Raw genomic sequence first — 14,507 nt, 5'->3', positions numbered from 1 at the left:
AAAGATGTTAATTATTTCCCTTTATTTTTAAAAATAATTAAATGACGTTTCTCATACCGCAAAATTTCACTACATTTGCACGCGTAAAAAATAGATATGCAAAATATTAGAAATATAGCGATTATCGCACACGTTGACCACGGAAAAACCACTTTGGTGGACAAAATTATCCACGCCACACACCTCTTCCGAGACAATCAGGAAAGTGGCGATTTGATAATGGATAACAACGATCTCGAAAGAGAACGAGGTATTACGATTTTGTCAAAAAATATATCGGTTACCTACAAAGATGTTAAAATCAACGTCATCGATACGCCGGGTCACGCGGATTTTGGTGGAGAAGTAGAACGTGTTTTGAAAATGGCAGACGGTGTGGTTTTGCTGGTAGATGCCTTCGAAGGCCCGATGCCACAGACCAGATTCGTACTTCAGAAAGCTTTGGAATTGGGATTGAGACCCTTGGTGGTTATCAACAAAGTCGATAAGCCCAACTGCCGCCCGGAAGAAGTTCACGATCAGGTTTTTGATCTTTTCTTCAACCTCGATGCCACTGAAGAACAATTAGATTTTCCAACCTTCTATGGATCGTCTAAGCAAGGCTGGTTCAACACCTCTTTGGAACCAACAGACAATATTTTCCCATTATTGGACGGGATTTTGAAATACGTTCCCGAACCGAAAGTAGAGGAAGGAAATTTGCAAATGCAGATTGTCTCGCTTGATTATTCTTCATTCTTAGGGAGAATTGCAATCGGAAAAGTCATCCGTGGAGAGATCAAAGAATCACAATGGATTGGCTTGGCGCAGTCCGACGGAAAAATTTTGAAGGGCAAAGTGAAAGAGCTTTACGTTTTTGAAGGTCTCGGAAAGAAAAAAGTGTCCGAAGTAAAAGCCGGTGATATTTGCGCTGTCGTAGGTTTCGAAGCGTTTCAGATTGGAGATTCTTTCGTAGATCTGGAAAATCCGGAACCGTTGCCGAGAACATCTATCGATGAACCGACGCTCAATATGACCTTCTCTATCAACAACTCGCCATTCTTCGGGAAAGATGGAAAATATGTAACCTCTAATCACTTGAAAGAAAGATTGACTAAAGAATTAGAGAAAAATCTGGCATTGCGGGTGGAACAAACCGACGATGCCAACACATTCTTGGTTTTTGGTAGAGGAATTCTGCACTTGTCCGTTTTGATAGAAACGATGAGAAGAGAAGGCTACGAAATGACCATCGGCCAGCCACAAGTAATCTTGAGAGAAATCGACGGAGAAAAATGTGAGCCATACGAATCTTTGGTTGTGGACGTGCCGGAAGAATATGCTTCCCGCGTGATCGACTTGGTGACGCAGAGAAAAGGCGATCTTTACATTATGGAAACCAAAGGCGAGATGCAGCATCTGGAGTTCGAAATCCCATCCAGAGGTTTGATTGGCTTACGTTCTCAGATGTTGACGGCTACGGCTGGTGAGGCCATTATGGCGCACCGTTTTACAGAATATAAACCGTTTAAAGGTGCCATCCCCGGAAGAGGAAATGGCGTATTGATCAGCAAAACACAAGGGCCGGCGACAGAATATTCGATTTCTAAATTGCAAGATAGAGGTAAGTTTTTCGTAGATCCGGGCGAGGAGATCTATGCGGGAATGATCGTTGGCGAGCAAAATAAGCCGGGAGATCTGGTGGTGAATATTGTGGAAGCAAAACAGCTGAACAATATGCGCGCCTCGGGAAAGGATAAAGACACCGGCGTGGCGCCCAAAATCTTATTTTCTCTGGAAGAATGTATGGAATATATCCAAGCCGACGAAGCCATCGAGGTGACGCCAAACTTCATCCGTATGAGAAAGAAAATCCTTTCGGAAGAAGAAAGAAAAAGAGTGGAAAGAGGTGCGAAAGCTTAACGGCGATATTATGAAACAACGGCTTTTGCCGTTAAATTTTCTTCATAAAATTAACATAAAAAAAACCGGATTAGCGATTTGAAATCTGCTTTTCCGGTTTTTTGTACCCAGTGCCGGAATCGAACCGGCACATCTTTCGATACTAGAGTTTGAGTCTAGCGCGTCTACCAATTCCGCCAACTGGGCATCGTTTCAAATTGGTCTGCAAATATAATATTATTTTCGAGCAGATAAAAATGATTTTAATTTTTTTTGAATTTTACTCGCGAAAGAATTGCAAATCAGAAGCCTATTTTTTTCAAAATTCTATTTCTAGGCCATCATAAGCCGGATGAATATTTTGCGGAAGCTCCATTTCTACTTCGTCGTGGAAACCCAGGTCGTGACTGATGTGGATGAGGTAGGTTTTTTTGGGCTTCAACTCATCTACCAAATCCAAGACTTGCGGCAGGATGAAATGGGAATGATGTGGCGTGGTTTTTCTGAGACAGTTGACGATCAGGAAGTCCAAACTCTTGAGTTTTTCTTTTTCACCATCGCTGATGTTACTCGCATCGGTAATGTACGCCAGATTCTTAAATTTAAACCCAAAGATATTAATTTCAGCGTGTATTACGTCGATTGGCTGTACCTTCACTTCATCGAATAAGGTAAAATCGCGTTCAATTTCTATAAGGTCAAAACTCGGTGCTCCCGGATATTTCTGTTCAATAAAAGCATAAGGGAAGCGACCTGTGATTTCTTTAGCAACGCGAGAATTGCAGTAGATGGGCATTGACTTTTTATTTTTGAATATCAACGGCCGAAGATCATCCAGCCCGATAATATGATCGTTGTGTTCGTGTGTCACGAGAACGGCATCAATCTGCTCCTCACGATTCACTAACATTTGTTGGCGAAAATCGGGCCCGCAATCTATCAAAATCTTTTTTCCGGAGTCGGAAGTTACCAGGGCGGAAGTGCGCAAACGTTTGTCTTTAGGATTGTTGGAAAGGCAGACCGGATGATGGCTGCCGATAACAGGAATGCCTTGCGAAGTCCCGGTTCCTAAAAATTTTAAAAGCATTTTTATTTTTGCTGTTATTTTGGTAAATTTACAAAATAAATCTAAATTCTTCGTGATAACGACCAAACTTACTCCCAAGCAAAAAGCATTAGCCGTCAATCTAGACACCTCCATCTACGGAACGTTTGCCGAGATAGGAGCGGGCCAAGAAACTGTAAGACACTTTTTTAGAGCCGGGGGCGCATCTCAGACGATTGCAAAAGCGATGTCGGCCTACGATAAGGACTTCAGTGATGCCATCTACGGAACCGAAGCCAAAAACCGATACGTGACGCAGAACCGTCTCCGCAAAATGTTGCGCTACGAAATGGCTCTTATAGAAGAAAGAATCCCGAGGGAAAAAAATCCCGGAAAAAAGTTCTTCACTTATGCCAATACGGTAACCACCATCAATTTTGATAAGACATCCAAAGGCCATGGCTGGGTGGGCATCAGATATCAGAATGCTGAAAACGAAGACTATAACGAAATCGTCATTCACGTCAAATTCAAAGAAACCAATCCCACCTTGCAGCAGGAAACGCTGGGAAGCTTGGGTGTCAACCTGATTTATGGTGCTTATTTCTACATCGATAATCCCAGAGTTCTTGTAGAATCGCTTTATGATGACCTTTCTTTGGACCGTTTGGAGATCGACATGATAGATTTCAGTGGTCCGGCCTTCCAATATGTGGACAATCGTTTGATGAGCCTCCAACTGGTAAAATTGGGAATGACCGATGCCGTGATCTTCAATTCGCAAGGCAATAATATGCTGCCGGCGGATATTCTTTACAAGAAAAACATTTTTGCCGTAAGAGGAAGTTTCCGCCCCGTGACGCGTGTCAACATTGATATGTTCGAGCAAGGTCTGGAAATGTTCAATCAAGACAATGCTTGCGACAGCGAAAATACTCAGATTCTCTTTGAAATTACGATTTCGAACTTGAGAGCGGCTGGTGATATTGATGAAAGGGATTTTCTCGACCGGGTCGATATTCTCGGAACTTTGGGCTACACGGTGATGATCTCCAATTTTTCCGAATATTACCGAATGGTAGATTATTTCTCGACATTCACCAATCAGCATATCGGAGTGGCGATGGGTGTCAACAATCTTCTGGACGTCTTCGACGAGGAATATTACAAAAATCTTTCGGGCGGCATTTTGGAGGCTTTCGGTAAATTCTTCAAAAAAGATATGCGCGTTTATCTCTATCCGTACAAAGATCCTGAGACCGGCGAATTGCTGACCTCGGAAAATCTGAAAGTTCACGACAATCTGAAAGAATTGTACAAATATTTCAAACTCAACAAGAGAATCGTAGATATCGAAAATTACAACCCAAAATTTCTCGAAATCTACTCGAGAGAGATACTGAAAAAAATTATGGCCCACGATTTGGGATGGGAAGACGAGTTGCCTAATGGCGTTGCAGAAATGATAAAAGACCGCGGCATGTTTGGCTACAAAGAATTAACCTTCGAGGGTTTAAATTAGAAACGATGGTAGCACTTAAAAAACGACTTTCTTTCATTTTGGAAAGTCCGGATCACGATACGAATGCGAAACTTCTGAAAGTTTGTCAACTTTTGGATAAGGAAATCTCTTATTACAATTGGACGGGATTTTACTTCAAAAATGGCGACAAGGATGAGTTGGTCTTAGGACCGTATGTTGGCGCGGTGACCGATCACGTGATTATTCCGTTTGGCAAAGGGATTTGCGGTCAGGTAGCGGTTTCTGGAGAGACTTTCGTAGTTCCGGATGTTCACGCTCAGGATAATTATCTTTCTTGTTCCATCGATACAAAAGCGGAGATCGTGGTTCCTATTTTCAAGAACGGAGAGAATATTGGTCAAATCGATATTGACAGTCATTTCATAGATCCTTTCACAAAAGAAGATGAGGAAATGTTGAACTGGCTTTGCGAGGAGGTTGCAAAGGTTTTGTAGATTTTAAATCGACATCAAAATAGGGTAAATCATTTTTGTTTATCATTTTACTTTGCGGTAAAGATTTCGTCCAAAAGTTGACGATAATATTCTCCACACTTCGCCAAATGCGATCCATACCAGGAAAAAGCCTCGCCATCCACAATCATAATTTTTTGATCAACACAAATATTCTGGATTTCCGCAATATGTTTTTCCTTGAAAGGAAAAGGCTCTGACGATAGGAAAATGAAATCCGCTTCTTTCAAATCGTCCAACTGAATTTCAGGATAACGTTTCTTGTTTTTAAATTGATTTTCAAATCCTAATTCTTCCAAAATTTTAGAAATAAAAGTATCGCCGCCAACCGTCATATAAGGATCTTTCCAAATCAGATACGCCACTTTAAATTTATTTTCAGGTTTTGGAATGTCAAAAACTTCATAAGTTTTCAGATTGAAAAACTGCGCCTTTTCTTCTTTCCCGAAAAGGTGTCCGAGTTTTTTGATTAAATAGTAATTGTCTTCCAAAGTCTCCACATTCGTTACCAAAACTTTGAAATCTTTCATCAATTCCTCAACCTGTTCTTTCACGTTTTCTTCTTTGTTCGCAATGATGAGGTCGGGTTTTAAAGATCTAATTTTCTCAATATTTAGATTTTTCGTTCCGCCAATAATCTCAACATCATTTATTAATTCTGTTGGATGAATGCAGAATTTTGTCCTTCCGATGATTTCATCAGAAGTCAAACCAAGATCAAACAAGGTTTCCGTGATCGAAGGTACAAGTGAAATGACTTTCATAAAAAAACTCTCTCAAAAATAAACATTTCTGAGAGAGAATTTCCAATTTCTAATTAACCTTTAACAAATTACTCCACTGTTTTCTTCGCTGCAGTTTTTTTCGCTGCCGGTTTTTTTTCAGTGGCTTCTTCGGATTTTGAGGCTGTTTTCTTAGCAGGCGTTTTTTTAGCTTCAGGTTTTTTCTCGGCCGTTTCCTCCGTTTTTTCTTCAGCTAAAGTTTCTGAAGGTTCTTCAGTTTTTGCGAAACTTTCCGGCGTGATGTAGCCCGCTTTGTGCAGAAGGTTGTACCATTGCGCCAGCTTCTTGATATCGGATTCGTAAACCCTTTCTACGTCGTAGTTTGGAAGCGATTCTGACATAAAATCTCTTAATTCCTGAGCGGTAGATTTGTGGCTGATGGTAGGTTGGTAGTCGTAGTTTTTTGCAATATTTTCAAAAACCTCGAACAAGGGAACTTCTTTGTCAAAAGTGAACATCGCAATATTGTCCAGAAGGCTTACTTGGCTGGAGTTGGAGATGCTTGTTTTCTTTTTGGTCGTGATATCTTCCACGATAAAGCCATTCTTGAGCTGAGAAATCAATTTGAAAAGACCCGGTTTTCCGGAGATTGAAATAATTTTTTCTAACTGCATTTTTGTATGTTTTCTTTAATCTATTTTTTATAATTGTCGGCTATCCTATGTACAAAGTCCTTTGTATGAAATAAATTTTACATTTTTTTTCTACTTCGCAAACCTCATTTTGTAAGTCACGCCAACCTCGCCGTGCGCGATTTTTTGGAGTTTTCCTTTGACGATTTTTTTCTTCAATGGACTTAGGCGGTCTGTAAAGAGAATCCCTTCGGTGTGGTCATATTCGTGCTGGATCACTCTGGCTCGGATGTCCTGAAACGTGTCGGTATGCTTCTCGAAGTTTTCATCGTAATATTCTATTTTGATGGTCGATTTTCGTTTCACATCTTCTCGGACTTCCGGGATGCTGAGGCAGCCTTCATTGAATTTCCATTCTTCTCCGGATTCCTCAAGAATTTTGGCATTAATGAAAACTTTTTTGAAAACCCTCACTTCGTCGGCAATATCCTTATAATCCTCATCCTCGGCAAGCGGCGAAATATCTATGACAAACAGCCGAATGCCCAACCCAACTTGCGGTGCTGCCAATCCAATGCCGTTGGCTGCGTTCATAGTCTCGAACATATTGTCTATCAGCGTTTTTAGTTCCGGATAATCGGGGTCTATATCCACGGCTTTTTTTCTCAAAAGAGGGTCGCCAAAAGCTCTTATTGGTAAAATCATATTTTTTGTTCTAAAAAATTCTGCAAAATAATCGTTGCACTCACTTTGTCGATCAATCCTTTTTCCTGTCTCTGTTTCTTGCTTTTTCCGCTTTGGCTTATGAAAAAAGAAGCCATTTTGGAAGTGAAACGCTCATCGAATCGGCTTATTTTCTTGCCGGGAAATTCGTTTTCGAATTTGGAAATGAATTTTTGAATTTCAGTCTCTATTTCGGATAAATTTCCCTTTAAATCTGTGGGAAGTCCGATGACAATCTCATCAACTTGGTTTTCGGAAAAATATTTTTTCAGAAAATCCATCAGCTTTGGCGTTTCCACCGTCGGCAGTCCGCTTGCGATGATTTGCAAATCGTCTGTCGCGGCAATTCCCGTTCTTGCTTTTCCGTAGTCGATTGCCAGGATTTGTCCCATAAATGTGCAAATTTACAAAAATTTTCAGCTTATGAAAATGCATAAGCTTTTTATAAAAGGAAATGTGGGTTTGGACATTATTTAACGTCTTCGAGAACCTAAAATTTTTTCAAAAATTTAAAAAAATCTTTACGCGCTTTGCGTTCAGATAAACAAAGTAATTTTTCATAATTTTGTAAATCAATGATTATTTACCACTCATCATTTATAAACATAATAGATGTCTTTAAAAATTTCGGGACTCACCAAAAAATTCGGAGAGCAAATAGCGCTCAACGATATCCATATAAGCATTTCAAATAACGAAATCATCGGACTTCTGGGCCCAAACGGCGCCGGAAAATCCACCTTGATGAAATCCATCACCGGCGTCCTGAAAATCGACGAAGGCGAAATTTTGTTTGATGGTAAAAATATTACAGAAAACGAAATCGAAGCTAAAAAGAAAATCGGTTTCCTGCCAGAGAACAATCCGCTTTACAACGAGATGTATGTGAAAGAATATCTGCAATTCGTCGCAAACCTTCACAACATCAAAAAAGAAAGAGTAGAGGAAGTGATAGAATTGGTCGGAATAACGCCAGAAAAATCAAAGCAAATCTCACAACTTTCCAAAGGTTACAAACAACGTGTCGGACTCGCTCAGGCGATTCTCCACGAACCAGATTTATTAATCCTCGACGAACCAACTAACGGCCTCGACCCCAATCAAATTGTCGAAATCCGAAACGTCATCAAAGAAATCGGGAAAGAAAAAACCGTGATTCTCTCCACGCACATTATGCAGGAAGTGGAAGCGCTTTGCTCGCGCGTGATTTTGATTCATCAAGGAAATATCATCCAGGATTCACCAATTTCTGAGTTTAAAGGGAAATTCGGAAGTTTGGAAGAAGCGTTCCGGAGTTATACTATTTAAGTTTTCAGTTTTTGGTTGATAGTTGATAGAATCAATTCGAAACCAATTGCCAACAACAATCAACCGACAACAATCAACTAAAATTGAACTTCGCCCAAATCATCCTTCCACTCAATCTCAAAGGAACTTTCACGTACAAAGTTCCGGAAGACTTTTTGGATAAAATCGAGGTCGGAATGCGTGTGCTGATTCCGTTTCGCGGAAAGAAAATCTACACGGGAATTGTTGCCGAATTATTCGATGAATTTGAAGACAATTTTGTTCCGAAAGAAATTATCAATTTGCTTGACAATCAACCAATTGTTCCAAAACAACAATTGGAATTTTGGAATTGGATGAGTTCCTATTACCTCTGCAATCTCGGCGAAATCTACCGATTTGCGTTTCCATCTTCATTAAAATTGGAAAGCGAAACTTACGTCCGTTTATTATCAGAAAGAACAATCGATTGGCAAAATCTGGATGCAAATGAAACGTATCTTTTGCAAGCTTTGGAAGTGCGGCAAATGTTGAATTTGCAAGAAATCGAAGCCTTCATTCCAAAAAAAGAAATCATCAAAACCATCAATGCCCTGATTGATGAACGATACATTTCCGTGGATGAAAAAATCAGCGAAAAATACAAAGCCAAAGAGATCGCTTATCTGAAAGTGAATGACGAAGCTTTGGTTTCGGAGAACTTGGCCACGATTCTTCTTAAATTGGATAAAGCCAAAAAGCAAAAAGATTTATTCCTGAATATTTTATCCAAACAAATGGGTGAACCGAGAACGCCAATCCGGAAATCTTTGGTCTTTGATGAGGGTAATTTTGTAAATCAACAACTGAAATCGTTAATAGAAAAGGGCTGGGTTTCAGAATATTATCTCGAAAAAGACAGAATAGATTCTTACGAAGGCGAAATTGAAGATATTGAACCATTATCTGCAAGTCAGCAAGTTGCGTTTTCGGAAATCAATGAAGCTTTTGGAGAAAACAAAAACGTTTTGCTTCACGGCGCGACGGCTTCCGGGAAAACCCACATTTATCTTGAAAAAATCGAAGACTGCGTGAATTCGGGAAAGAATGTACTTTTACTTCTGCCGGAAATTGCCTTGACAAAACAAATCACCATTCGATTAGAAAAAAAATACGGCAAAAAACTCGGTTTTTATCACCAAAAATTAACGGATTTTGAAAGGGTAGAAGTCTGGCGAAAAATCAAGAAAAATGAACTACAAATCCTTATCGGAACCAGGAATTCTTTGTTCCTTCCATTCGAAAATTTGGGATTAATAATTGTGGACGAGGAGCACGATTCGGCTTACAAATCCCGAGATTCCAACTTCTTTTTCAATGCGAAAGATGCGGCGATGATGCTGGCAGAATTTTATCATTCGAAACTGATTCTCGGCTCGGCAACGCCTTCTTTGGAAAGCTACGATCTGGCGATGAAAGATAAGATCCGCTATGTCCAGCTCATCGAACGTTTCGGAAAAGTGGATCTTCCCACGTTTGAAATTATCGACATCAAAGAGGCGCAAAATCAGAAGAAAATGATTGGGAATTTCAGTCAAAGAATCATCGACGAAATTAAGATTGAACTGGAAAATAAAAAGCAAACCATCGTTCTTCACAACCGCCGTGGCTACGCCAATGTGATCGAATGTGAAACTTGCGGCCACGTGTCTTATTGCAGCAATTGCGATGTCGTGATGACTTATCACAAAGCGGCTAACGAGCTGAAATGCCATTATTGCGGCCACCGAGCTGCGAAGCCGGCTTTCTGCCCCAGCTGCCACGGTAACAATCTGAATACGAGAGGAATAGGCGTAGAACAGATCGAGGAGGAACTAAAAAATTTGTTTCCGGAAGCCGTTGTAGATCGGATGGATGTGGATGCCATGCGAAAGAAATTTGCTTACGAAAAACTTTACGAAAAGCTGGAAAACGGCGAAACTGATATTCTCGTGGGAACACAGATGATTTCCAAAGGTTTGGATTTCGATAATATCGAGTTGGCGGTGATTCCCAAAGCTGATTCGTTGCTGTATGTGCAAGATTTTCGGGCAGAGGAAAGGGCTTACCAATTAATAACACAAATCGCAGGAAGAGCCGGGCGGGTTTCCGGCGATGGGAAAGTACTGATTCAGACCTACAATCCGTCGCACTCTGTTTTCGAATTAATTAAAAATCAGAATGTTAAGGAAATTTATCGTTATTTTTTAGAGGAACGAAAGAAATTTCTTTATCCGCCATTTGTGAAATTAATAATGATTGAGCTAAAACACAGAAAAGAAGACAAATTGAACAGAGCTGCTCAATTTTTTGGATCGGTTCTTCGAAAATATATCCCGGAAGAGTGCATTCTCGGGCCGGAGAAATCTCCGATTGCAAGGATCAACAATCTGTATCAGTACCAGATTTTACTTAAATTTCCCAAAAACAGAAATTACATCATTTACAAAGAATTATTAATGAAATCTTTGGAAGAATTTGATGAGATCACGGCATACAAATCGATCAAGCGAGATTTTCTGGTTGATTTTTAACGGAAATTAACAAAATTTTGATTCTTTTATTACGGGAAGCCGTAATTCTTAGCGCAATATTCTCTAATTTTACGCTGTTTTGAGAGGAGATGGATGCTATTAGAAATCTTCAGTAAAAATAATCACTAAAAATATATTTTTTTTGAGAATGAATCAGTTTAAAAATTATTGTTCGGTTTTAGCTTTTTGTTTTTCCTCACTGCTCTTCTCACAAGGTACCGCAGCCGCCGCTTTGCCTCAGATTGCCGAGCAACAAAGCTTAGTAAAAGACATTACGGCCGAGAAAGCGTTGCTCTCTCCGAAAGATCAGATCGAATTCAATATCAATAAAATGTTTACGGACCCCGTTCTCAGAAATGCGAATTGGGGTTTTGTAGTTTATGACATAAAAGCAGACAAGATCATCACTTCTTACAACGAAACTACACCACTGATTCCGGCTTCAACCACCAAATTGTTGACCACCGAGACGGCTTTTTCTTTGTTAGGAACGCAATTCAGGTGGAACACGCAACTGGAATACTCTGGAAGCATAGATCCTGACGGCGTGCTGACGGGCAATCTTTACATCGTGGGAAGCGGCGATCCCACTTTAGGCGGAAGCCGTGGCGGAGCAGCCAGTTACGGACAAATTGTGACGCAATATTTGGAATCCATCAAAGAGAAAGGTATTAAAAAAATCACAGGGGATATCATCATCCAAACGGCCATTTTCAAAGAAAATAAAACGGAACTTCCCGAGAATATCGTATGGCTGGAGCAAGCCAATTATTTTCTCCCCGCCGGAACTACGAAGGATATCAATCCGAGAAATGAGAAACTGATCATCAGCCAATCCAACAATCCCTTCAATCAGGAAAAAAGATATTTTTACGTATCGCCCTATGCCAACAAATTGGTTTATGCAGACCAATACGAAGGCGGGTGGGTAACCACTAAAGTGGCGGAACCGCCGGCTTTTTTAGCAAATAAGTTGAGGGAAAGCTTGATTAAAAATAAAATCACTGTGGGAAAAGTAGTTCCCAAAATCGTGGATGGCAACCCCGAGCCACGCGAAATTATTAGTACTTATAAATCGCCAAGTTTGGCAGAGATCGTGGCTTACACCAATCAGCGAAGCGATAACAATTATGCGGAAGCACTCCTAAAAGCTAACGGTTTTATGAAGTTGGGCGATCAAACGGCAGAATCTGGAAGAAAGGTGGTTACCGAGCATTTGAAAGCCACGAATTTCGATATGACCGGTCTTAATTACATGGATGGAAGCGGACTTTCTAAAGCGCATACCGTAACACCAATTTCGCAAGTGAAGTTTCTGGGCGCCATTACAAAATTGCCATACTATCAAGAATACCTCAATTCTTTGCCAATCGCCGGGCAAACCGGCACATTGAAACGTATGTTTCTGGTCAATTCAAACGGGCAGATTTTTGCAAAAACGGGAACCCTGAATCAGGTAAAATGCCTCGCCGGATATATCAAAACGAGAAGCAACAAAACACTTGCTTTTTCTTTGTTGATCAATAATTATGCTGGATCTACCGCACAAGTGAAACAGAGAATGGAGCAACTTCTGGATCCGACGTTGGATCTTTAAAAAAACGATTATTTTAAAATAAACGAAACTATAAATATTGTGGGTTTTTTTGTAGATTTGGGCCTAAAATTTTTTCAAAAAATGAAACGTTTCTACACTTTAATGGTTTTTTATCTATCCGTCACTTCTTTTTTCGGACAATCTAACAACATTGACAGAAAAGCATTGATAGACTCCGAAAGGCGCGCTGCCGCCAGATCGGCATTGGATGTGAATGTCAATCCAAATACGCTCAATTATGATTTACAGTACGTTCGGCTAGACCTGGATCTCAATCCAACGCAGCAATTCGTCTCAGGAACCATGACTTCTCATTTCAAAATGTTAGCAAATTCAAGCAATATTTACTTTGATTTAGCCAATAATCTCTCCGTTTCTTCTGTGAAATATCACGGGCAAAATCTTACATTTCAACAGCTCAGCACAGACGAGATCAAGATCAATTTTCCGGCAGTCCTTAATGCTCAAGCAACAGATTCTTTGTCAATTACTTACAGTGGCGTTCCAGATGCGACCGAAGATGCTTTTTCTGCCAGTTACACTTCGTCGGGCGATCCCGTTTTGGCCACTTTGTCGGAACCTTTTGGCGCCAAAGAATGGTGGCCAACCAAGCAGAGTCTGAACGACAAAATCGAGAAAATGGACATCAAAGTGACCACGCCGGCGCAGTACACCGTGGGTTCCAATGGTAAGCTGATGTCGGAGACAATTCTTAGCAACGGGAAAAAGCTGACCTATTGGCAAACCAATTATCCAATCCCAGCCTATCTCTTTGCATTGGGGATCTCAAATTATACAAAACTGAATTCTACCATTACAACAGCAGGAAGTTCTTTTCCTTTTATCAATTATGTCTATCCTTCCTACGCTAATTCGACGACGCAGTCCAATCTAAACTGGACCACCAGCTGTATGCAAACTTTTGAAGATAGTTTTGGCTTGTATCCTTACCGAAACGAAAAATATGGTCACATGCAATTCAATTGGGGAGGCGGCATGGAACATGCCACGATGACTTCGCTCGTTAATTTCAGTCGGGATTTGATCGCTCACGAGCTGGCGCACCAATGGTTCGGGGACAAACTGACGTGTGGTTCGTGGAACGATATTTGGCTCAATGAGGGTTTTGCCACAATGGGCGAACATGTCATCAATGAGAAATTATTGATGAGCGCTTCCCAGTTCCAAAGCTATCTGGTGAGCGAGATGAATTATATTACCAGCGCTCCCGGCGGAAGCGTCTATATTCCGGACAGTGACCTTAATTTTTATAGGATTTTTGATGGCAGATTGTCTTATAGCAAAGGTGGTTACGTTCTCAGGATGATAAAATGGATTCTGGGAGATGAGCAGTTTTATGCTGCGCTGAAAGCGTACCAAAGCAACCCCGCATTCGAATATAATTATGTAAAAACAACTGATTTCCGAAATTTCCTGAATTCTTATACCGGCAAGGATTTTACAGAGTTTTTCAACGACTGGATTTATGGAGAAGGTTATCCAACGTACCAAATCAGATGGACGCAGAATCCCACATCGAAAAAACTGACTTTTCGCGTGTCTCAAAGCAGAAGCAGCGCCGCGGTGAGTTTCTTCGAGATGCCGCTTCCAATACGAGTTAAAGGATCGAGCGGGCAGACAGCCTACTTGGTACTGAATCATACTTCCAACAACCAATATTTTACGCAGGATGTGGATTTCGATGTGACAAATGTGACATTCAATTACGAAAACCAAATCATTACAAAAGGATCTACAGTTACCAAAGATAATAACTTGGCCGTCAGTGATTTGGACACCGAGAAAGTCAATGTGTATCCAAATCCGGCAAAATCGTTTATCAAAATTGCAGGTTTGGAGAGATCGGCAGATTATGCGATCTATTCTGTTGAAGGAAAATTAATCAAAAGAGGAACAGCCGACAAAGATGCCGAAATCAATATTTCAACTTTGGTGAAAGGAACTTATGTTTTGAAATGTAATAATCAGTCCTTCAAGATTATAAAAGAATAGCGGAAAGCAAAAGAATCTACAAAACGTTAAAACATCACAAAAAAGCACTCATTTGAAGTG

Annotated in this window: 12 protein-coding genes and 1 tRNA gene; 7 read left to right on the top strand and 6 right to left on the bottom strand. The window is 40.4% G+C overall.

Annotated elements, in window-relative coordinates:
* The first annotated feature begins 96 nt into the window (after window positions 1-96).
* Window positions 97-1,902 (top strand): translational GTPase TypA, encoded by a 1,806-nt coding sequence (gene typA / locus DTW91_RS08315; protein WP_125202928.1) that lies wholly within the window; start codon window positions 97-99, stop codon window positions 1,900-1,902.
* Window positions 1,903-2,006: 104 nt separating this feature from the next.
* Here typA and DTW91_RS08310 read toward each other — a convergent pair.
* Window positions 2,007-2,088, bottom strand: a tRNA-Leu gene (locus DTW91_RS08310).
* A 112-nt stretch (window positions 2,089-2,200) separates the two neighbouring features.
* Window positions 2,201-2,968, bottom strand: coding sequence for an MBL fold metallo-hydrolase (locus tag DTW91_RS08305; RefSeq protein WP_125202927.1), 768 nt, complete (start codon window positions 2,966-2,968; stop codon window positions 2,201-2,203).
* 55 nt (window positions 2,969-3,023) lie between these two features.
* Between DTW91_RS08305 and DTW91_RS08300 the strand changes: the two genes are divergently transcribed.
* Window positions 3,024-4,448: a TonB-dependent receptor gene (locus DTW91_RS08300; RefSeq protein ID WP_125202969.1), complete on the top strand. Its 1,425-nt coding sequence runs from the start codon at window positions 3,024-3,026 to the stop codon at window positions 4,446-4,448.
* Between the two features lie 5 nt (window positions 4,449-4,453).
* Complete coding sequence (locus DTW91_RS08295) at window positions 4,454-4,903, top strand: GAF domain-containing protein (protein WP_125202926.1); 450 nt, start codon at window positions 4,454-4,456, stop codon at window positions 4,901-4,903.
* A 47-nt stretch (window positions 4,904-4,950) separates the two neighbouring features.
* Here DTW91_RS08295 and DTW91_RS08290 read toward each other — a convergent pair whose 3' ends face one another.
* The 4 genes from DTW91_RS08290 to ruvX all read right to left on the bottom strand — a co-directional run bounded on the left by DTW91_RS08290 (window position 4,951) and on the right by ruvX (window position 7,390).
* On the bottom strand, window positions 4,951-5,685 hold the full coding sequence (locus DTW91_RS08290) for an ABC transporter substrate-binding protein (protein WP_125202925.1): 735 nt from the start codon (window positions 5,683-5,685) through the stop codon (window positions 4,951-4,953).
* 68 nt (window positions 5,686-5,753) lie between these two features.
* Window positions 5,754-6,317 carry a DUF5606 domain-containing protein gene (locus DTW91_RS08285; RefSeq protein WP_125202924.1) on the bottom strand — a complete coding sequence of 188 codons (564 nt, stop codon included), beginning with the start codon at window positions 6,315-6,317 and terminating at the stop codon, window positions 5,754-5,756.
* 90 nt (window positions 6,318-6,407) lie between these two features.
* A complete protein-coding gene (gene def / locus DTW91_RS08280; RefSeq protein WP_125202923.1) occupies window positions 6,408-6,980 on the bottom strand; it encodes a peptide deformylase in 573 nt (190 codons plus the stop codon).
* The gene (ruvX, locus tag DTW91_RS08275) at window positions 6,977-7,390 is read right to left on the bottom strand and encodes a Holliday junction resolvase RuvX (RefSeq protein ID WP_125202922.1); all 414 of its coding nucleotides are present in this window, start codon (window positions 7,388-7,390) and stop codon (window positions 6,977-6,979) included. Before ruvX ends, def begins: the two co-directional genes overlap by 4 nt.
* Before the next feature lie 220 nt (window positions 7,391-7,610).
* Between ruvX and DTW91_RS08270 the strand changes: the two genes are divergently transcribed.
* The 4 genes from DTW91_RS08270 to DTW91_RS08255 all read left to right on the top strand — a co-directional run bounded on the left by DTW91_RS08270 (window position 7,611) and on the right by DTW91_RS08255 (window position 14,447).
* Complete coding sequence (locus tag DTW91_RS08270) at window positions 7,611-8,306, top strand: ABC transporter ATP-binding protein (RefSeq protein ID WP_125202921.1); 696 nt, start codon at window positions 7,611-7,613, stop codon at window positions 8,304-8,306.
* 83 nt (window positions 8,307-8,389) lie between these two features.
* Window positions 8,390-10,837, top strand: a complete 2,448-nt coding sequence (gene priA, locus DTW91_RS08265; RefSeq protein WP_125202920.1) for a primosomal protein N' — start codon at window positions 8,390-8,392, stop codon at window positions 10,835-10,837.
* Window positions 10,838-10,985: 148 nt separating this feature from the next.
* Complete coding sequence (gene dacB / locus DTW91_RS08260) at window positions 10,986-12,434, top strand: D-alanyl-D-alanine carboxypeptidase/D-alanyl-D-alanine-endopeptidase (RefSeq protein WP_125202919.1); 1,449 nt, start codon at window positions 10,986-10,988, stop codon at window positions 12,432-12,434.
* Between the two features lie 81 nt (window positions 12,435-12,515).
* The gene (locus DTW91_RS08255; protein ID WP_125202918.1) at window positions 12,516-14,447 is read left to right on the top strand and encodes a M1 family aminopeptidase; all 1,932 of its coding nucleotides are present in this window, start codon (window positions 12,516-12,518) and stop codon (window positions 14,445-14,447) included.
* The last annotated feature ends 60 nt before the right edge of the window (window positions 14,448-14,507 follow it).

The sequence above is a fragment of the Chryseobacterium sp. SC28 genome, assembly GCF_003932955.1.
Classification (GTDB): Bacteria; Bacteroidota; Bacteroidia; order Flavobacteriales; family Weeksellaceae; genus Epilithonimonas.
Note: the sequence above shows the minus strand (reverse complement) of the source record. Positions and strands in the feature narration are given on the sequence as shown.

What these genes read in the sequence shown, in the direction of transcription:
- typA (WP_125202928.1), top strand. Translation starts at nt 97, where the DNA reads ATGCAAAATATTAGAAATATAGCGATTATCGCACACGTTGACCACGGA.
- DTW91_RS08305 (WP_125202927.1), bottom strand. Translation starts at nt 2,968, where the DNA reads ATGCTTTTAAAATTTTTAGGAACCGGGACTTCGCAAGGCATTCCTGTT.
- DTW91_RS08295 (WP_125202926.1), top strand. Translation starts at nt 4,454, where the DNA reads ATGGTAGCACTTAAAAAACGACTTTCTTTCATTTTGGAAAGTCCGGAT.
- DTW91_RS08290 (WP_125202925.1), bottom strand. Translation starts at nt 5,685, where the DNA reads ATGAAAGTCATTTCACTTGTACCTTCGATCACGGAAACCTTGTTTGAT.
- DTW91_RS08285 (WP_125202924.1), bottom strand. Translation starts at nt 6,317, where the DNA reads ATGCAGTTAGAAAAAATTATTTCAATCTCCGGAAAACCGGGTCTTTTC.
- def (WP_125202923.1), bottom strand. Translation starts at nt 6,980, where the DNA reads ATGATTTTACCAATAAGAGCTTTTGGCGACCCTCTTTTGAGAAAAAAA.
- ruvX (WP_125202922.1), bottom strand. Translation starts at nt 7,390, where the DNA reads ATGGGACAAATCCTGGCAATCGACTACGGAAAAGCAAGAACGGGAATT.
- DTW91_RS08270 (WP_125202921.1), top strand. Translation starts at nt 7,611, where the DNA reads ATGTCTTTAAAAATTTCGGGACTCACCAAAAAATTCGGAGAGCAAATA.
- dacB (WP_125202919.1), top strand. Translation starts at nt 10,986, where the DNA reads ATGAATCAGTTTAAAAATTATTGTTCGGTTTTAGCTTTTTGTTTTTCC.
- DTW91_RS08255 (WP_125202918.1), top strand. Translation starts at nt 12,516, where the DNA reads ATGAAACGTTTCTACACTTTAATGGTTTTTTATCTATCCGTCACTTCT.